Origin of the sequence: Streptomyces sp. A0642 (assembly GCF_004795105.1) — a bacterium.
Lineage (GTDB): Bacteria > Actinomycetota > Actinomycetes > Streptomycetales > Streptomycetaceae > Streptomyces.
In genome coordinates this window covers 148,460-165,600 of sequence record NZ_SSBL01000015.1, presented here as the reverse complement: position 1 = coordinate 165,600, position 17,141 = coordinate 148,460, and the positions used below count along the sequence as shown (strand labels likewise).

The following is a 17,141-nucleotide window of genomic DNA, read 5'->3' as shown; positions in this document are numbered from 1 at the left end:
GCCGCCCATGCTGAAAGTGGGCCTGACCGGTGGTATCGGAGCCGGCAAGAGCGAAGTCTCCCGGATGCTCGCCGGATACGGAGCCGTCCTGATCGACGCCGACCGGATCGCACGCGAGGTCGTCGAGGAGTTCGGCAGCGGCATCCTCACCGCCGAGGGGACCCTGGACCGCCCGAAGCTCGGGTCGGTCGTCTTCGCCGACAGCGAGCGCCTCGCCGCCCTCAACGCGATCGTCCACCCGCTGGTGGGCGCCCGCTCCGCCGAGCTGGAACGTGCCGCGGGCCCGGATTCCGTGGTCGTCCACGACGTCCCCCTCCTCACCGAGAACGGCCTCGCCCCGCTCTACGACCTGGTCGTCGTCGTCGACGCGGCGCCGGAGACCCAGCTCGACCGGCTCGTACGCCTGCGCGGGATGACGGAGCAGGAGGCGCGCGCCAGGATGGCCGCCCAGGCCACCCGGGAGCAGCGGCGTGCGGTGGCCGACCTGGTCATCGACAACGACGGACCGCTCGCGGCGCTGGAACCGCAGGTCCGCACGGTCTGGGCGGAGCTGACCCGGCGGGCCGCGGCCGCCTGACGCCGGGCCGGGACAGTTGAAGCGGCCTGACGCCGGGCCGGGGCAGGCGAGGCTTCCCGACCCCCGCCGCGGAACACGGGACGCCGGGCCGGTGTTCACGTGACGATGGATGAGGGAAGGATGCGACTGTGCCCGAGAGGAACCCGGAAACCCATGTCATCGACTTCCGCGCGGCTGAGCAGCTTCTCGCCGCGCGCGATCCGCGTGGCGCGGTCCACCTGCTCGACTCGGTGATCGCCTCCCACCCGGAGAACACCGCCGCCCGGCTGCTGCGCGCCCGCGCCTTCTTCGCGGCAGCCCAACTGCGCCCCGCTGAGCTCGAGTTCGAACTGGTCCTGGAGCGGGAGCCGGACAACGCGTTCGCGCACTTCGCGCTCGCCCGCACCTTCGAGCGCTCCGGCCACCCGGAGCGGGCCAGACGGCACTTCCGGCTGGCGGCGGCCCTCGACCCGAACCCGGAGTATCTGAGGGCGGCCCGCTTCGACGCGGAGGGCTGACGGGCTCGCACCGACGCGGAGGACTGAGGGCTCCAGCTCGCACGTCCAGCGCCTGTACCGCCGCCGCGCTCTCAGCGCTCGCGTCGCGCCGACTTCCCGTGATCGGGTTCGTACGGCGGGATGGTGCGGCCCGGCTGGTAGTGCGGGCCCTGACGCATGCGGTGGACGACGACGGCCAGGTCGGTCAGGACCAGCAGGAGGAGCACCCCGCAGGCCGCGGCCCAGCCGGGCCGGCCGTTGAGGCTGAAGGCGATAAGGCCGAATGCCGCCCAGGCCGTGCCCCACAGACTCAGCCAGAGCCGCATCCGCAGAGGACTGCGGGCAGTCGTCGGTTCGTTACCGGTACGCATCGCGATCGCCTCTCCTCCCAGCATGGACCCGCGACGGTGCTCATGCGGTGATCCGAGGGAAAAAAGTGGGGTGGGCTGGGAACGGCACGGCGCGGGAGGACGGCACCGGATCGTGAACGGCGCAGCTGGGAGGACGGCGCGGTCCGCAGGTCCCGGGTTCGCGGGCGTCCGCCCGGTCGTCGGTGCTCAGCCGGCGGGCGGTTGGGGTGAGGGCCGGGGAACGGTGCGCGGGTCGGGGGTACGGCGAGTGCCGGCCGCTCGCCGGGGAACGGCGGGTGCCGACCGTTCGTTCGGCCGGTATGAGTGGACGAGTGGTGCGTGAGGGGTATTCAGGGTCGGGGCCCGGTGCGATCACCCCGGACGGCTGCGCGGTCGAGCTGTACACCCGCCTGGCCGTCGCCGACGAACCGGACGTGATCGCAGCGGCCGTCCCCGCCGGAGCGAGCATTCTGGAACTGGGCTGCGGGGCGGGCCGGGTGACGCATCCGCTGGTCGGCCGGGGCTTCGACGTCACGGCGGTGGACGAGTCGGCGCAGATGCTGGAGCAGGTGCGGGGCGCGCGCACGGTGTGCAGCCCCATCGAGTCCCTGGACCTCGGCGACGAGACCTTCGACGTGGTCATGCTGGCGTCCTTCCTGGTGCATGCGGGCGACCACCAGGTGCGGGACGGGCTGCTGCGGACCTGCCGGAGATATGTGCGCGACGGCGGATCGGTGCTGCTCCAGCGCGAGGGCGAGGACTACCACGCCCGACTGCCGCGTGAGCGCGTCCATCCGGCCGGGTACACCACGCGGATCGTCTCCTCCGAGCCGGTGGGGGACGGGGTGCGTTCGGTGCGCGCCGAGTACGACTTCGCGGACGCGCGCTGGACCCAGACCTTCCTCTCGCGGCCGCTGTCGAAGGAGCAGTTCGAGGGATATCTGGAGGCGGCCGGGCTGCGGGTGGACCGCTATCTGACGGACGACGGTGTCTGGGTGCGGGCTGTGCCCGAGTAATCGGGCGGCAGGTGTCGGGGCGCGCGTCCGGGTGCGATGCGGGCTGTGCCCGAGTATTCGGGCGGCGGGGGTCGGGGCGCGCGTCCGGGTGCGGGCTGCGCCCGAGTGTGGGGGCGGCGGGGCGGATTCGCGGGTGGCGGAGCGATGAGTTGTCGGCGGGTGAGGGGTCTGACCTTGTGTGAGCGACACCGCGCACCGCTTCCCCGAGGAGACCATCATGTCCGAGTCCACGACGGCCGCATCCGCGTCTGCCGCCCCCTCTTCTCCCGCTGCCGCCGGCCGCCGTGGCCGGGGCGCCGTCGCGCTGAATGTGGCGCGCTACGTCCTCGCCCTGTTCCTGGGCTTCAGCGGCGTCGCCAAGCTGATCGCCCATGAGTCGGCTGTCGAGTCCTTCGACCGGATGGGCTGGGGCCACGGTGCCATGTACGCCATCGGCGGGCTGGAGACGGCCGGGGCGATCGCGCTGCTGATCCCGGTCCTCGCCGGAGTGGCGGCCATCGCCTTCTGCGGACTGCTGGCCGGCGCGTCCATCGTCCAGTTGACGCTGCTCGACCCGCCGAACGCGGTCATGCCCGCGGTGCTCATCGTGGTGATGGTCCTGATCGCCCGGGACCGCCGGGACGGAACGGCGGCCCTGGTCGCCCGGGTCCGCCGCAGTGCGTGAGGCCGATGCCGGAACGGGCAGGTACCGGGAGCGCCGCCCGTCAGGGCCGCGCACCCGGTACCTGCCCGTTCCGGGGTTCCGGGAGCTCCGAGTTCCGGCGTCCCGGGAGCTGCGGCGGTCAGTGCACCGTGGTGAAGCTCCGCCACGGCCGCGCGCTGGGCGCGTTGACGTCGGAGAGCGTGGTTGCGACGTACGTCGTGCCCGGGCCGGTGCAGTCCCGTGTGGGGTACAGGATGATGTCGATCAGGGTCTCGTTGAACACTTTCTTGGCTCCCGCGGGGGCGAGCCGGTGGCATCCCTTCACCGAGGGGCTGTTCACCATGATCACGGCGTCCCGCTCGGTCGTGTAGATGACCGGACCGACAGCGGTCCGGCCGAGGCCCGAACAGCCCGCGACGGTGAGGGTCAGGAGCGCGGTCCCGGCGGCGATGCCGAGACGGCGGCGTCGGTGGTCGATCACGGGCATGGGCGGGTCCTCGTCTGTCTCGTCCGGCTCATCCGTACGCACTCCGTCACGCCACTCCGTACGCCACGGAGGGACGTGCTGACGCTGGTCACCCTGCCCGCTCCGGGTGGGCCCGGCATCCGGGGAGAGGCCGGGCGGGGGACGGGAGCGCGGGCGGAGGTTCGCCCGATGACAAAACGGGGCATAACGTGGTATTAGCGCCTGATGTGGACGGTGCTTGACAGGGAGGGCGTCCGGTACGGCGCGAGGCAGATGTTCCGTTCTTCCGGCCGGCAGGGGGCCGTCATGGTCCAGGAGCTCTTGATCGCAGCGGTCGGGGTGGTGTCGGCGGGCGCCGTGTACACGGTGGCGGCCGCCCGGATCGTCAAGCAGTACGAACGGGGCGTCGTGCTCAGGCTCGGCCGACTCCGCGACGATGTGCGCGGGCCCGGCTTCACGATGGTGCTTCCCGGCGTCGAGCGGCTTCGCAAGGTCAACATGCAGATCGTGACCATGCCCGTGCCGGCGCAGGACGGGATCACCCGGGACAACGTCACGGTGCGCGTGGACGCGGTCATCTACTTCAAGGTGGTCGACGCGGCGAGCGCGGTCGTCGAGGTGGAGGACTACCGGTTCGCCGTCTCGCAGATGGCCCAGACATCACTGCGTTCGATCATCGGCAAGAGCGATCTGGACGATCTGCTCTCCAACCGGGAGAAGCTCAACCAGGGCCTGGAGCTGATGATCGACAGCCCCGCGGTCGGGTGGGGCGTGCAGATCGACCGGGTGGAGATCAAGGACGTCTCGCTGCCGGAAACGATGAAACGCTCCATGGCCCGCCAGGCGGAGGCCGACCGTGAGCGGCGTGCCCGGGTCATCAACGCGGACGCGGAACTCCAGGCGTCCAGAAAGCTGGCCGAGGCGGCATCGGAGATGTCCGCGCAGCCCGCGGCGTTGCAGTTGAGGCTGCTGCAGACGGTGGTGGCCGTCGCCGCGGAGAAGAACTCCACCTTGGTGCTGCCCTTCCCGGTGGAACTCCTCCGCTTCCTGGAACGGGCCCAGCAGCCTGCCCCGCAGCAGACCGCCCAGCCGGTCCCGCAGCCCGTGAACCCCGCGCCGGAGGCGCCGAGCACCGGGGGCGGCGGCTCACCGGACGTGCCGGCCGGACAGCCCGGTGTACGCACGCCGGAGACACCGAGCGGTGGGGCGGAGTCCGCACCTCCGTCGGGCGAGCCGCCCGCACCGGCCGAAGGTCTTCCGCCGACCGAGCCGCCCCCGCCGGCCGAAGGTCTTCCGCCGGCCCCTCCTGCTCCACCGGCGTCGGGCCCCGGCCGCCTGCGCCCCGCTACGCCGACGGTCTCGGCCTCCGATTCCGGGACGTCCCGCCCCACCGGCTCGAAGCCGCTCGCCAGGCACTGACCCCGCCTGCGGCCCCCTCTGCCCGGTCATGCTCCGGTCGCTGCCGGACCCCGTACGAGCTGCGGGCACGGCGGCGGCCGGTTCGCCGCGTCAGCCGGAATCGGGCCACGACCGCTGGCCCGGGCGTCCGACCACGGGAATCGGGCCACGTGACCGCCGACCCGGGCGTCCGACCACGGGTATCGGCCACGGGCATGGATCGGCCCCGGGCCACGCGCCCCTTGCCCGGGCGCCGTCCACCGGAATCGGCCACGGGCATCGATGTCAGACCCCCCGCCTAGACTCGCGTAGCAGAGGGATTCGGTGCGGACAGCGCTGACCAGGCACGGAAGACCGACGACACCGAGGACGCACGGGCTCACGAACGGGCCCCGGCCGGGAAGGAGGAGGGGCCGGTGGGTATCGCACCGCCACCGCAGGACGCGGCCGTCGGCCGCCTGCTGCGCTGTGCCGCAGTCTTCCTGCCCGCCGCGCTCCCGCGCGAGGGGCGGATGGCGTTCTGGGACCCGGAAGGGCACCCGCTGCCCGAGCCCGGTGACCTGTGGGGGCCCGGCGCCCTGGCAGAAGCATCCTCGGAGGCTGCGGGTTCCGCCGGGCCCGCCGAGGCGGACGGTTCGGGCGTGCGGACGTCCGAGATCACCGTCGTGCGTCGCCACGGCGGCCAAGGGGACGTCCGCCGGGAGACCGTGCCCGCCCTGCTGCTTCCCCTGGCCGAAGCCGTGCCCCTGCTGGCCCGGGCCCGCCATCTGCGCTCCGCGCACCCCGCCACCCGCTGCTGGGGCGCCGCCACGCTGCACGCGCTCCACCTGGTGTCCCGCGGCCGGATGCTCCCCGGACTGACCGCCGACGACCACGACGCCTGGCGGGCCGGACCGCGCGACGCCGAGGACGTCGCTCATCTGCGTGCCGTCGCGGCGGCCATGCCCGCCGAGGGATACGCCACCCCTCTCCCCGACCGCACTCCCCTCGAGGTCCCCGATCCCGGGCCGCTCATCGGTTCCTTCCTCGACGCGGTGGCCGACACCCTGCCCCGGACCCCTGCGGCAGCCTTCGCCATGGGCGCGCCCTTCGCCGCCCGGGAGGGCCGGCATCTGCCCGGCGCCCGCGAGTGGGCCGTGGAGGTCGCCGCAGGACTCGACGCGGGCGTACGGGTGTCGCTCCGGCTGGACCTCTCCGCGTACGAACTCTTCGACTCGGAAGACCGGCCAGACACGGAGGCCCCGGCAGACGCGGAAGGTCCGGCAGACCGGGCGCACGACGACGGCCCGGCGGGCCCGGCACGGAACGGCGGCGACGGCGCACCCGCCGCCGCACGGCATGCCGGCGCGGCCATCACCCAGGTGCACAGCCTCGCCGACCCCACCTATGTCGTCGACGCGGCCGCCCTGTGGGACGGCACGGCCGGCGAGCCCTTCGGTCCCCGGGCCCGGATCGACGCCGTGCTCGCGCTCCGCCGCGCCGCCCGCGTCTGGGCCCCGTTGGAACGCCTGCTGGAGCAGCCCGTCCCCGACGTGTTGGCCCTCACCGAGGACGAGTTGTACGAACTGCTGGGCACAGGCGGCGCGCGGCTGGCGGCCGCCGGAGTGAGCGTGCACTGGCCCAGAGAGCTCGCCCGCACCCTCACCGCCGCCGCGGTCGTGCGGCCCGCGCCCGGCTCGGCCACCGACGGCACCTCCTTCTTCGACGCCGAACAGCTCTTCGCGTTCAACTGGCAGCTCTCGCTGGGGGACCAGAAGCTGACCGAGGCCGAGATGGACGTGCTCGCCGAGGCGCACCGGCCCGTGGTGCGGCTGCGCGACCAGTGGGTCGTCGTCGACCCCGCTCTCGTCCGCAAGGCGCGCAAGCGGGAGCTGGGGCTGCTCGACCCGGTCGACGCACTCGCCGTCGCCCTGACCGGCAGCGCCGAGGTGGACGGCGAGCAGGTCGAGGCGGTGCCGGTCGGCGCCCTGGCCGAACTGCGCGCCCGCATCGTGGAGGACGACACCCTCATCGCACCGCCGCCCGGCCTCGACGCCACCCTGCGCGACTACCAGCTGCGCGGTCTGGCCTGGCTGGACCGGATGACGTCGCTGGGCCTCGGCGGCTGCCTCGCCGACGACATGGGTCTAGGCAAGACGATCACGCTCATCGCCCTCCATCTGCACCGCGCCCACCCCTCGCCGACGCTCGTGATCTGCCCCGCCTCCCTGCTGGGCAACTGGCACCGGGAGATCAACCGCTTCGCGCCCGGCGTCCCCGTACGGCGCTTCCACGGCACCGGCCGCACCCTCGCCGACCCCGACGGCGGATTCGTGCTCACCACGTACGGCACCATGCGCTCCAGCGCGGCGGAACTCGCCGCCCAGAGCTGGGGCCTGGTCGTCGCCGACGAGGCCCAGCACGTGAAGAACCCGCACTCCTCCACGGCGAAGGCGCTGCGCACCATCCCGTCCCCGGCCCGGGTCGCCCTGACCGGCACCCCCGTCGAGAACAACCTCTCCGAGCTCTGGGCCCTGCTCGACTGGACGACTCCCGGGCTGCTCGGTCCCCTCAAGGCGTTCCGGGCCCGCCACGCCCGCATCGTGGAGAACACCGGAACCGCTGCCGGGATCGCCAACGACGAAGCGGTGGAACGCCTCTCCCGGCTGGTCCGGCCGTTCCTGCTGCGCCGCAAGAAGTCGGACCCCGGCATCGCCCCCGAACTGCCGCCCAAGACGGAGACCGACCACCCCGTCTTCCTCACCCGCGAACAGGCCACGCTCTACGAGGCCACGGTGCGCGAGACCATGGCGTACATCGAGGCGTCGGAAGGCATCGCCCGGCGCGGCCTGATCATGAAGCTGCTGGCCTCGCTCAAGCAGATCTGCAACCATCCGGCGCAGTATCTGAAGGAGGAGCCGACCCGGCTCACCGGCCGGTCGGGGAAGCTCGCCCTGCTCGACGAGCTCCTCGACACGATCCTCGCCGAGGACGGCTCCGTGCTCATCTTCACCCAGTACGTGACGATGGCCCGGCTGCTCTCCGCCCACCTCACCTCGCGGGCGGTCCCCTCCCAGCTCCTGCACGGCGGTACGCCGGTGGCCGAGCGGGAACGGATGGTGGACCGCTTCCAGTCCGGCGAGGTGCCCGTCTTCCTGCTCTCCCTCAAGGCCGCAGGCACCGGCCTGAACCTCACCCGGGCCTCCCACGTCATCCACTACGACCGCTGGTGGAACCCCGCCGTCGAGGAGCAGGCGACGGACCGTGCCTACCGCATCGGCCAGACCCAGCCGGTCCAGGTGCACCGGCTGATCGCCGAGGGCACCGTCGAGGACCGGATCGGCGAGATGCTGCTGGCCAAGCGGGCACTGGCCGACGCCGTCCTCGGCTCCGGGGAGACCGCGCTGACCGAGCTCAGCGACCGCGACCTGGCCGATCTCGTCTCGCTCCGGAGGCCGTCATGAGCCCCCGCCCCCGCCCCGCCTCCGGGCCGTCGCCGGCCGCAGGGCGTGCCGCGCGGCCCGTCGCCCGGTCCCGGCCGGGCCCCGACGACCTCCGGCGGACCTTCGAGGCCGTGCCGGCGCGCACGTCCGGCGACGACGAGCCGTTCGCGGACAGCTGGTGGGGCCGGGCCTGGGTGGCCGCCCTGGAAGACCTCTCCATGGACGGTTCCCGGCTCGCCCGCGGACGCGCGTACGCGGACAGCGGGAACGTCGCCGCGATCACCGTCACCCCCGGACGCGTCGTCGCCTACGTGCACGGCAGCCGCCCCCGCCCCTACCGGGCGGAGCTCCGGCTGCGCACCCTCGCGGACCCCGACTGGGACACCTTCCTCGACGCGGTCGCCGCCCGCCCCGGCCATCTCGCCGCGCTGCTCGCCAAGGAGATGCCGTACTCCCTCGCCGACACGGCAGCCGCCGCCGGTGTCGCCCTGCTCCCCGTCGCGGACGACCTCGATCCCGGCTGTTCCTGCCCCGACCGCGGCTGGCCGTGCAAGCACGTGGCGGCGCTCTGCTACCAGATGGCCCGCCTCCTGGACGCCGACCCGTTCGTCCTCCTGCTGCTCCGGGGCAGGGGCGAGCGCGCACTCGTGGAGGACCTCGGCCGCCGCAACGCCGCACACTCCGCGCGGGAGCGGCCCGCGGCGCCCGCCACCCCGTCCGTACCGGCCCAGCAGGCGCTCGCCGACCGCTTCCTGCCCCCGCTGCCCGCCCCGTTCCCCGTGGAGCCGCATCCGGGCCAGCCGCCCTCGTACCCGGAGTTCCCCGGGGCCAGGGACCCGCTCGCCCTCGACCAGCTCGCCACCGACGCGGCCGCCCGCGCCCACGCGCTGCTCACCACCGGGGCGGACCCGCTGGCCGGGCTCACCGCCTGGCAGGACGCGGTCAGGCTGGCAGCCGCCCGTCCCACGGCCGGGCTCACCGCCACCACCCGCGCCCTCTACCGCGAACTGGCCTCCGCCACCGGCCGCAACATCACCGACCTGGCCCGGGCCGTCGCCGCCTGGCGTCAGGGCGGAGTGGAGGGGCTCGCCGTCCTGGAGACACCGTGGGACCCCCCGGCCGGCCCGTTCGACCGCGCCCGTCCGGCCCTCGCGGCGGCCGGCTTCCCGCGCTTCCAGCCCTGGCGCAATCACCTCAACCACCCCGGCGGCACGCTCCAGCTCCGCTTCGGCCATGACGGCCGGTGGTACGGCTACGAGTCCGAACCCGGCGAGGACGAATGGTGGCCCCGAGCCGCGCCGGATCCCGACCCGGTGGGCGCGCTCCTGGAGCTCAGCGGCGGCTGACCGGCCGGCCCCGTGGGCTCAGCTGTTCAGGAAGATCAGCAGCCCGATCAGCAGGACGACGACGACCGGAAGCATGATCAACCGCGCCTTGCGGAAGGACGCGTCCTCCTGCTGGGCCAGCCCCCGGCCGGCGCCGTGAGCGGCCGCCAGGTGCTCTCCGGCCATGTCGAGGATCCGCCGCGTCGTCAGGAGCGACGGCGACCAGTCGCAGTGCGTACAGACGAGGAAATCCCGGTACGGGTCGTACCGGAAATCCCGCTCCATGTTCACCGTGAAGACCTGCCCCTGCTCGGTCGTCGCGGTGAAGTGACGTATCGGCGTGCCCATGCGGCTGCTCCCCACTGGTCGGCGCCCGGTGCCCCGGCACCCGGCCGCGGAACAGTACCCGACGGCTCACGCGTCACCGCGGGCGGGCAGCACGGCGCCGACGGCGGCAGCGGCGAAACCCGGCGGAACGGGCTCGCTCCGCAACAGCGCGCGCATCCCTGCGGCTCCGGCGACGAGGCCGAGCAGCAGCATCGGGTCGGTGCCCGGGGGAGGTCCGCCACGAGCGGCGGCGCGGGCGAACACCGGCTGCTCCGGGGAGAACCGGTCGGCGAAGAAGACCGGCTGCTCCCGAAAGAGCCGGTCGGCGAAGAAGTCGCGTGTCAGCCTGGCGAGTTCGTCGTCCGGCAGGCCCGACCCCGAGGTGACGGCCCGCGCGCACCGGCGGACGCAGCCCGTTCTCCGGCGCCGTGCTCGTCGGCTTGGGACTTCACGGCGTGGCGCACCTGGCTCAGTCGGCGGCGTACGGCGGACACGCCCCGGGGGCGGCCGCGTCGCCGACCGTCGTCATCCCGTACTCGCTCTGGGCGCTGCACCGGAGCTGCGAGCGGCGGGCGTCCCGGTGGGCGGAGGCAGGGCCCTGACCGCCGGGGCGGCGTTCCTGCCGGTGGCCGTGGTGGGCGTGCACGCGGCAGCCCGCGCCCTGACCGGACGGCGTACGGCCGGCGCGTGACCGGGCGGGGCGGGTGCGTGACCGGGCGGGGCCGACGCGTGACCGCCCGGCGCCGACGGGCGCCCCGGGTGCGGCCCTCGCCCCCGCGCCGGGGTCAGAAGTCGGCCGTCGTACGCTCCTCCAGCCGTGCCACGGAGTCCTGGGCATACGCCTTCTCGTAGGCGTCGCGGATCCGCTCGATCTGGGGATCGCGCAGGCGGGCCTCGGATGCCGGGTAGAGCAGGGTCAGTTCGTAGCTGCGTTCCCGCTCGATGACTCCGTGGGAGTCCCGCCACTGTCCCCGCCCGTCCTGGATCGTCAGCCCGTTGGGGAAGCGCGGGGTGACCTCGGCGTCGATGAAGTCCAGGAACTGCCGGTCGGTCACATCGGGGCCCCCGTCCGGCCGTTCGGTGCCGAAGAACAGCCGCGTCTCGACGTAGTCCTTGCCCCGTGTCGCGGCGACCGGTGCCGGCCGGTTCTCGGCGGACGAGCCCGCACCCAGCGTGGCGTACGCGACGGGCGTGCCCACGGCCAGGGCCGCCAGGCAGGCGACGGCCGCGGCGAGCGCGGGGCGGCGCCGAGGGCGGAGGCGGACGTCCGCGGATCCCGGGCGGCGGGGAGCGGCCGGGCTGCTCGCGGCGGTGAAACGGGGGAGGGGGGAGAGGCGGGGGAGACGGGACATGGAAAGCCCTTCGTTCCAGGAGCGGGGAGGGGCGCGTACGCGCGGGGCTCACTGTCGCAAGCGGCCCCCGCCGGACAGCGGAGGGACATGGGCCGTGCGGGCGATCCACCCGAACGGGCGGGAGCGCATCGGTGCGACCGGGCGCATCCAGCACGGCAAAAACCGCTGGTGCGACCCGTGTTGTCGTTGCTAGCTTCCTGGACGTGGCGAAACTCAATCAGATCATCGCAGTGGAGAAGGGCGTCAAGTCCAAGGCTCACCAGGACCTGACGGCGGCACATCACGGCCTCCAGAAGGCCGGACTGCTGGCCGGCATCTCCCGGACGTACCAGCCGAAGGACGAGGAGGGCGAGCAGTTGCCGCCCGAGTCGACCCTGGTGCAGATCAAGGCCGAGGACGTGCTGCGGGAGACCGCGGCGACCCTCACCCGCCTCTTCGACGTGACCGCCACGAAGGACTGGGCGAACTGCGCGGCCCGCGCCGACGTCTCGGTCGACGGACGCGTCCTGGTGAGCGACGTGCCGGTGTCGTATCTGCTCTTCCTGGAGAAGCAGCTCACCGACATCAACACCTTCGTCCGTAAGCTCCCGGTGCTCGACGCCTCCGAGGCGTGGACCCAGGACCCCTCCACCGACTCCTGGAAGACCGAGCCGGTGCGGACCCTCCGTACGAAGAAGGTGCCCCGCAACCACGTGAAGGCTGAGGCCACCGAGAAGCACCCGGCGCAGGTCGAGGTGTACTACGAGGACATCCCGATCGGGTACTGGACGACGGTGAAGTTCTCCGGGGCGCTGCCCGCGCGGCGGATCAACGAACTGCTCGACCGGGTGGAGAAGCTCCAGCAGGCCGTCAAGTTCGCCCGCGAGGAGGCCAACGGCGTGGACGTCACGGACCAGCGGGTGGGTGATGCGGTCTTCGGTTACCTCTTCGGATGAGGTGACCGACCATGGAATCCCCGGCGGCGGCCAACGCCGCCGGGGTGCGCGAGGAGCGCAAAGCTGAAACTGAAGTTTGTCGTGACGACGCGGTTCAGGTGGAGGTTCGAGTCCTCCCCCCGGCACTTCCGTACCTTCCGTACGGACGCGGGCCGGGGTAGCCCAACTGGCAGAGGCAGGCCGCGATCAATCTCAGACTCTTGCTCCAGACTCAGCATGCGCCGCCTATCGCCGGATCAACCGGGCCCGTGCCCGTGCGCGTCGAGATGCCGGTTCGACTCCGGCCCGCGGAGCTTCGATCCGCGGTCGTCTAAAGGCAGGACGCGGCGACATCAGACTGACACGGGACCTTTAAAAGTGCCGGCGTGCCGTACAGGCGGCAATCACAGGGCTCGGGGGCCGGCTACGCCCCCGGGCCCGCTCCCGTTCCGGGCGTGCGTCCACCCGCCGCCCGCAGGGACACCCCGCGCCCGGCGAAGAAGCGCTCGAACCCGGCCAGCGGCAGCTCGGCCGCCCGGGACGCGGCCGAGGTGCCGGACGGGTTGTGGAAGTGGACGCCCGTCCCGTCGGCGGTGCGTGACGTCACGAGCACCAGGTGCCCACCGCGTCCGGGAGCCGGCCGTCGCGGGTGGCGGATCGCGTAGTGGACCGACGCCATGACGGACCGGCCCTCGTCCAGCAGATCCAGGATCTCCGCCGGTGCGAGATGCCGGTGGACCGTGGCCTCCAGGCCGTGCTTCTCTCGTGCGTAGGCGGCGAAGGGCGCGTAGACGAGGCCCCGGATCGTGCCGTCGCCGTCCTCCGTGTACGCGCCGTACCCCAACGCTCCGTCCCGCAGCGCGAAGAGCGACGGGGCGTCCGTGCCGAGCGCCATGCGCAGACAGGTCATCCCGCACAGATGACCCGCCCAGCGCGCGTACTCGGCCGCCGAGCTCGCGCCCGAGTCCGCCCAGGCGGGGTCGGACGCCGGGTCCAGCCCGTCCTCGACGATCGGCCCCACGAGGTCGAACGAGGCGAACTGGGTGTGCACCGGGACCTGGCAGGCGGGACAGCTCACGATCGGTATCCGTTCATCGCCGGCGGCCGCTCACTGCCGGTAGCCGGCCAGGAAGCGGCCGATGCGGCTGATCGCCGCGTCAAGATCGTCAGCGTACGGGAGGGTCAGGATGCGGAAGTGGTCGGGCCGCGGCCAGTTGAAGCCCGTGCCCTGGACGACCTGGATCTTCTCCCGCAGCAGCAGGTCCAGGACGAACTTCTCGTCGTCGACGATCGGATGCACCTTGGGGTCGATGCGCGGGAAGGCGTACAGCGCGCCCTTCGGCTTCACGCATGACACCCCGGGGATCTCGTTCAGCTTCTCCCAGGCGCGGTTGCGCTGCTCGTACAGCCTGCCCCCGGGCACCACGAGGTCCCGGATCGTCTGACGGCCGCCGAGCGCGGCCTGGATCGCGTACTGCGCCGGGGCGTTGGGGCACAGCCGCATGGAGGCGAGCATCGTCAGCCCCTCCAGATAGTTGCGGGCGTGCTGCTGGGGGCCCGAGACCACCATCCAGCCCGAGCGGAACCCGGCGACGCGGTACGTCTTCGAGAGCCCGCTGAAGGTGAGGCAGACCAGGTCGGGGGCGAGGGTGGCCACACTGTGGTGCTCGGCGTCGTCGTACAGGATCTGGTCGTAGATCTCGTCGGCGAACACCATCAGGCCGTGCCGGCGGGCCAGGTCGAGAATGGACTCCAGGACCTCGCGCGGGTAGACGGCGCCGGTCGGGTTGTTCGGATTGATGATCACGACGGCCCGGGTGCGGTCGGTGATCTTCGAGGCCATGTCGGCGATGTCGGGGTTCCAGTCCGAGGCCTCGTCGCACACGTAGTGCACGGCCTTTCCGCCGGCCAGCGTCGTGACCGCGGTCCACAGCGGGTAGTCGGGGGAGGGGATCAGGACCTCGTCGCCGTCCTCCAGCAGCCCCTGCACCGCCATCGAGATCAGCTCGGAGACGCCGTTGCCGAGAAAGACGTCATCGACGCCGACCTCGGTGAGCCCCATCGTCTGGTAGCGCTGGGCCACGGCCCGGCGGGCGGACAGGATGCCGCGCGAATCCGTGTAGCCGTGGGCCTGCGGGAGCATCCGGATCATGTCCTGGACGATCTCCTCCGGCGCCTCGAAGCCGAACAGCGCCGGATTGCCCGTGTTGAGCCGCAACACGCTGTGGCCCGCCTCCTCCAGGGCGTTGGCGTGCTCGATGACGGGGCCCCGGATCTCGTAGCAGACCTCGTTGAGCTTGCTGGACTGGCGGAATTCCATGCGGTGCCTCCCCGACCCGATTGCGATACTTGGTTTTACCAAGCTTGGGCTTGGAAAGTCCAACAACATGTCTAGACTGCGTCGCATGCCACGTCAGCAACAGCCCGCAACCCGCCCGGTCCGACGCCGGAGTTACGACCAGTTCTGTGCCGGCGCCCGGGCGCTGGACGCGGTCGGCGACCGGTGGACCCTGCTGATCGTCCGTGAACTGCTGGCCGGGCCGCGCCGCTACACCGACCTGCACGCGGACCTCCCGGGTGTCAGTACCGACGTACTGGCCTCGCGGCTCAAGGACATGGAGCAGGGCGGGCTGGTCACCCGCCGCAGACTGCCGCCGCCCGCCGCCGCCACGGTCTACGAACTCACCGAGCGGGGGCACGGGCTGCTGCCCGTCCTCGCGGCGCTCGCCGAGTGGGGCGCGCCGGCCCTCGTGGAGCGACGGCCCACGGACGCGGTCCGGGCGCACTGGTTCGCCCTGCCGCTGCTGCGCGCGCTGGACGGGGCCGGGGGGCCGGACGCCGCCGGAGTGGTCGATGTGCGGGTGGACGAAGGCGAGTTCCATGTCCGTACGGGGAAGCCGGTGCCGGGCGAACCGGTCTACGGGGACGGGCCGGCCGCTCGCGCCGACGCGCGCATCGTTCTCGACGCCGAACTCTGCCTGGCGCTGGGCCGGGGTGAGCTGACGTTCGCCGAGGCCGTGAAGGACGGGCGGATCGAGGTGACCGGCGACGGGCCGCTGGCGGCGGATCTACGCGGCGCGTGACAGCGGCGGTGGTGTGCGATGGCGCGATTCGTACGGTCAACTTCTGGGTAGCATCGGGGCATTTGGGATGTCCGGGACACCGAGAGGCAGGAGTCGCCCGTGAGATTCGGCAGACACCAGGAGAGGCAGTCGCGACAGGGGCGGCGGTCGCAGGGATCGTCGCAGGGAGGGCTGAGGAAGGCGCTGGTCATCGGGGGCTGCGTGGCCGCGCTCGCCTTCGTGCCGGCGGCGGCCGTCGCCACCCCCGGCAGCGGGGTGGGCGGCACCGTGGTCGCACAAGGAACCTCGCTGGGCACGCTGAAGGTCAAGACGCCGAAGGGGCGCACCGACGTCACCTTCCGGACGATCACCATCGAGCCGGGCGGCTCCACCGGCTGGCACACCCACAGCGGCCAGCTGATCGCCGTCGTCAAGTCCGGGACGCTGACCCGGACTCTGGACGACTGCACGGTCGAGGCGACCCCCGCCGGCACGTCCTTCATCGAGCCCTCGGGCGCGAAGCACCGCCACATCGGCCGCAACCTGGGCAGCGAGCCCGTCGTCCTCTGGGTGACCTATCTGCTGCCCGAGGGCAGCCCCCTCTCCGACGACGCCGACGCGGTGGACTGCGGCCCGGGGAGGTAGTACGCGGCACCCGCCCTCCGGCGCCCCCGGCCGGCCACCGGCCGGCGGGCGCCGGCCGTCAGCGGGCGAGTGTCTCCCCGTACGCGCCGAGGCCGGAGCTCACCAGGCCGTCGCGGAAGGTCAGCACCTCGTACACCCGGCCGCCGATCTGGTTGCGGTAGTCGATCACCACCGTGTCGACTCCCACCCGCACGTCCATCACCTCGAACGCGAGGTCGGGGATGAGCTCCAGGCCCCGCGCCCAGTAGGCGCGCAGCGCGCTCTTGCCGCGGACCGTGCCCGAGGCGTCGCCGGTGAACCGGGCGATCATCGGGGAGCTGAAGATCACGTCCTCGTGGTAGTGGGCCAGGATGCGTTCCAGGTCGTGGGAGTTCCAGTCGTCCTGCCAGTCGGCGGCGAACTTGCGGGCGCTTGCGAGATCCATGCGCAGGACCGTATCGAGCCCGACCGCTGCGGGCTGCGGATTTTCGCCAGGGGGGAGCAGGATGGGCCCGTGCGATTCGAAGCGATCACCTGGCAACGGCTGGCGGACGAGCTCGCCGCGTACGCCGACGCGCTGAAGCCGGCCGACGGCGGGCCCTGGCTGAAGATCGCCGTCGACGGCGCTCCGGCCGCCCCGACCGGCGAGCTGGCCGAGTCCGTCGCCGAGGGGCTGAGGCTGCTCGGCCGGGCGGTACTCCCGGTGTCCACGGCGGGGTTCCTGCGGCCGGCCAGTCTGCGGTACGAGTACGGCAGGACGGACCCCGACTCGTACTACGGCAGCTGGTTCGACACCGGCGCGCTGTGGCGTGAGGTGTTCGGTCCGCTGGAGCCCGGTGGCAGCGGGCAGGTGCTGCCCGATCTGTGGGACCCGGTGACGGACCGGGCCACGCGGAGCCCGTACCGGCACCTGCCGGAGGGCGGGGTGCTGGTTCTGCACGGCCCGTTGCTGCTGGGGCACTGGTTCCCGTTCGACCTGAGCGTCCACCTGAGGCTGTCGGCGGCCGCCCTGCGGCGGCGTACGGGGGAGGGCGAGCAGTGGACCCTGCCCGCTTTCGCCCGGTACGAGGAGGAGGTGGCGCCCGCCGGCAGCGCGGACGCGGTCGTGAGAGCCGACGATCCGCACCACCCCGCCTGGACCGGACTGCGGCAGGACGGGTAGTCGGCGAGTCGCCGGGTACGGACGGGC

Annotated in this window: 20 protein-coding genes and 1 tRNA gene; 13 read left to right on the top strand and 8 right to left on the bottom strand. The window is 72.8% G+C overall.

What is annotated here, in order from left to right; genetic code table 11:
• Positions 1-7 precede the first annotated feature (7 nt).
• Together coaE and E6R60_RS23970 are read left to right on the top strand one after the other, a co-directional pair.
• On the top strand, positions 8-577 hold the full coding sequence (gene coaE / locus E6R60_RS23975) for a dephospho-CoA kinase (RefSeq protein ID WP_136328700.1): 570 nt from the start codon (positions 8-10) through the stop codon (positions 575-577).
• A 128-nt stretch (positions 578-705) separates the two neighbouring features.
• Positions 706-1,074, top strand: a complete 369-nt coding sequence (locus E6R60_RS23970; protein ID WP_136328690.1) for a tetratricopeptide repeat protein — start codon at positions 706-708, stop codon at positions 1,072-1,074.
• A 71-nt stretch (positions 1,075-1,145) separates the two neighbouring features.
• Here E6R60_RS23970 and E6R60_RS23965 read toward each other — a convergent pair whose 3' ends face one another.
• Entirely contained in the window at positions 1,146-1,448 is a 303-nt protein-coding gene (locus E6R60_RS23965; protein WP_206309495.1) for a DUF6343 family protein, read from the bottom strand.
• Positions 1,449-1,723: 275 nt separating this feature from the next.
• On the opposite strand from E6R60_RS23965, the gene E6R60_RS23960 reads away from it, so the two are divergent.
• The gene (locus tag E6R60_RS23960; protein WP_136328688.1) at positions 1,724-2,419 is read left to right on the top strand and encodes a class I SAM-dependent methyltransferase; all 696 of its coding nucleotides are present in this window, start codon (positions 1,724-1,726) and stop codon (positions 2,417-2,419) included.
• Positions 2,420-2,597: 178 nt separating this feature from the next.
• A complete protein-coding gene (locus tag E6R60_RS23955) occupies positions 2,598-3,083 on the top strand; it encodes a DoxX family protein (protein ID WP_346766087.1) in 486 nt (161 codons plus the stop codon).
• Positions 3,084-3,201: 118 nt separating this feature from the next.
• Here E6R60_RS23955 and E6R60_RS23950 read toward each other — a convergent pair whose 3' ends face one another.
• On the bottom strand, positions 3,202-3,549 hold the full coding sequence (locus tag E6R60_RS23950; protein WP_136328687.1) for a hypothetical protein: 348 nt from the start codon (positions 3,547-3,549) through the stop codon (positions 3,202-3,204).
• 285 nt (positions 3,550-3,834) lie between these two features.
• Between E6R60_RS23950 and E6R60_RS23945 the strand changes: the two genes are divergently transcribed.
• The 3 genes from E6R60_RS23945 (at position 3,835) to E6R60_RS23935 (ending at position 9,694) form a co-directional block, all read left to right on the top strand.
• Positions 3,835-4,947: a slipin family protein gene (locus E6R60_RS23945; RefSeq protein ID WP_240802657.1), complete on the top strand. Its 1,113-nt coding sequence runs from the start codon at positions 3,835-3,837 to the stop codon at positions 4,945-4,947.
• Between the two features lie 395 nt (positions 4,948-5,342).
• Positions 5,343-8,369 carry a DEAD/DEAH box helicase gene (locus tag E6R60_RS23940; protein ID WP_136328686.1) on the top strand — a complete coding sequence of 1,009 codons (3,027 nt, stop codon included), beginning with the start codon at positions 5,343-5,345 and terminating at the stop codon, positions 8,367-8,369.
• Entirely contained in the window at positions 8,366-9,694 is a 1,329-nt protein-coding gene (locus tag E6R60_RS23935) for an SWIM zinc finger family protein (RefSeq protein WP_136328685.1), read from the top strand. Before E6R60_RS23940 ends, E6R60_RS23935 begins: the two co-directional genes overlap by 4 nt.
• A gap of 18 nt (positions 9,695-9,712) precedes the next feature.
• On the opposite strand, the gene E6R60_RS23930 is transcribed toward E6R60_RS23935, so the two are convergent.
• Positions 9,713-10,021: a hypothetical protein gene (locus E6R60_RS23930; protein WP_136328684.1), complete on the bottom strand. Its 309-nt coding sequence runs from the start codon at positions 10,019-10,021 to the stop codon at positions 9,713-9,715.
• Positions 10,022-10,087: 66 nt separating this feature from the next.
• On the bottom strand, positions 10,088-10,345 hold the full coding sequence (locus E6R60_RS37510; protein WP_276614023.1) for a TetR/AcrR family transcriptional regulator C-terminal ligand-binding domain-containing protein: 258 nt from the start codon (positions 10,343-10,345) through the stop codon (positions 10,088-10,090).
• Positions 10,346-10,428: 83 nt separating this feature from the next.
• On the opposite strand from E6R60_RS37510, the gene E6R60_RS37970 reads away from it, so the two are divergent.
• Positions 10,429-10,602 (top strand): HXXEE domain-containing protein, encoded by a 174-nt coding sequence (locus tag E6R60_RS37970; RefSeq protein ID WP_346766086.1) that lies wholly within the window; start codon positions 10,429-10,431, stop codon positions 10,600-10,602.
• A gap of 183 nt (positions 10,603-10,785) precedes the next feature.
• On the opposite strand, the gene E6R60_RS23915 is transcribed toward E6R60_RS37970, so the two are convergent.
• A complete protein-coding gene (locus E6R60_RS23915; RefSeq protein WP_136328682.1) occupies positions 10,786-11,352 on the bottom strand; it encodes a DUF3574 domain-containing protein in 567 nt (188 codons plus the stop codon).
• A 203-nt stretch (positions 11,353-11,555) separates the two neighbouring features.
• Here E6R60_RS23915 and E6R60_RS23910 point away from each other — a divergent pair, with 203 nt between their 5' ends.
• Both E6R60_RS23910 and E6R60_RS36790 read left to right on the top strand, forming a co-directional pair.
• Positions 11,556-12,287 carry a hypothetical protein gene (locus E6R60_RS23910; RefSeq protein ID WP_136328681.1) on the top strand — a complete coding sequence of 244 codons (732 nt, stop codon included), beginning with the start codon at positions 11,556-11,558 and terminating at the stop codon, positions 12,285-12,287.
• Between the two features lie 38 nt (positions 12,288-12,325).
• Positions 12,326-12,412 (top strand) — tRNA-OTHER (locus E6R60_RS36790).
• 278 nt (positions 12,413-12,690) lie between these two features.
• Here the strand turns inward: E6R60_RS36790 and E6R60_RS23905 are convergent.
• Positions 12,691-13,344, bottom strand: coding sequence for a peptidase (locus E6R60_RS23905; RefSeq protein ID WP_136328680.1), 654 nt, complete (start codon positions 13,342-13,344; stop codon positions 12,691-12,693).
• A 30-nt stretch (positions 13,345-13,374) separates the two neighbouring features.
• Positions 13,375-14,586 (bottom strand): pyridoxal phosphate-dependent aminotransferase, encoded by a 1,212-nt coding sequence (locus E6R60_RS23900; protein WP_136328679.1) that lies wholly within the window; start codon positions 14,584-14,586, stop codon positions 13,375-13,377.
• A gap of 85 nt (positions 14,587-14,671) precedes the next feature.
• Between E6R60_RS23900 and E6R60_RS23895 the strand changes: the two genes are divergently transcribed.
• Positions 14,672-15,349, top strand: coding sequence for a helix-turn-helix domain-containing protein (locus E6R60_RS23895; RefSeq protein ID WP_136328678.1), 678 nt, complete (start codon positions 14,672-14,674; stop codon positions 15,347-15,349).
• A 99-nt stretch (positions 15,350-15,448) separates the two neighbouring features.
• A complete protein-coding gene (locus E6R60_RS23890; protein ID WP_206309494.1) occupies positions 15,449-15,973 on the top strand; it encodes a cupin domain-containing protein in 525 nt (174 codons plus the stop codon).
• 58 nt (positions 15,974-16,031) lie between these two features.
• On the opposite strand, the gene E6R60_RS23885 is transcribed toward E6R60_RS23890, so the two are convergent.
• The gene (locus E6R60_RS23885) at positions 16,032-16,397 is read right to left on the bottom strand and encodes a nuclear transport factor 2 family protein (RefSeq protein WP_136328677.1); all 366 of its coding nucleotides are present in this window, start codon (positions 16,395-16,397) and stop codon (positions 16,032-16,034) included.
• Positions 16,398-16,466: 69 nt separating this feature from the next.
• Between E6R60_RS23885 and E6R60_RS23880 the strand changes: the two genes are divergently transcribed.
• A complete protein-coding gene (locus E6R60_RS23880; RefSeq protein WP_136328676.1) occupies positions 16,467-17,114 on the top strand; it encodes a uridine kinase in 648 nt (215 codons plus the stop codon).
• Positions 17,115-17,141 lie beyond the last annotated feature (27 nt).

What these genes read in the sequence shown, in the direction of transcription:
- coaE (WP_136328700.1), top strand. Translation starts at nt 8, where the DNA reads ATGCTGAAAGTGGGCCTGACCGGTGGTATCGGAGCCGGCAAGAGCGAA.
- E6R60_RS23900 (WP_136328679.1), bottom strand. Translation starts at nt 14,586, where the DNA reads ATGGAATTCCGCCAGTCCAGCAAGCTCAACGAGGTCTGCTACGAGATC.
- E6R60_RS23935 (WP_136328685.1), top strand. Translation starts at nt 8,366, where the DNA reads ATGAGCCCCCGCCCCCGCCCCGCCTCCGGGCCGTCGCCGGCCGCAGGG.
- E6R60_RS23885 (WP_136328677.1), bottom strand. Translation starts at nt 16,397, where the DNA reads ATGGATCTCGCAAGCGCCCGCAAGTTCGCCGCCGACTGGCAGGACGAC.
- E6R60_RS23945 (WP_240802657.1), top strand. Translation starts at nt 3,835, where the DNA reads ATGGTCCAGGAGCTCTTGATCGCAGCGGTCGGGGTGGTGTCGGCGGGC.
- E6R60_RS23930 (WP_136328684.1), bottom strand. Translation starts at nt 10,021, where the DNA reads ATGGGCACGCCGATACGTCACTTCACCGCGACGACCGAGCAGGGGCAG.
- E6R60_RS23915 (WP_136328682.1), bottom strand. Translation starts at nt 11,352, where the DNA reads ATGTCCCGTCTCCCCCGCCTCTCCCCCCTCCCCCGTTTCACCGCCGCG.
- E6R60_RS23895 (WP_136328678.1), top strand. Translation starts at nt 14,672, where the DNA reads ATGCCACGTCAGCAACAGCCCGCAACCCGCCCGGTCCGACGCCGGAGT.
- E6R60_RS23965 (WP_206309495.1), bottom strand. Translation starts at nt 1,448, where the DNA reads ATGCTGGGAGGAGAGGCGATCGCGATGCGTACCGGTAACGAACCGACG.
- E6R60_RS23960 (WP_136328688.1), top strand. Translation starts at nt 1,724, where the DNA reads ATGAGTGGACGAGTGGTGCGTGAGGGGTATTCAGGGTCGGGGCCCGGT.
- E6R60_RS23950 (WP_136328687.1), bottom strand. Translation starts at nt 3,549, where the DNA reads ATGCCCGTGATCGACCACCGACGCCGCCGTCTCGGCATCGCCGCCGGG.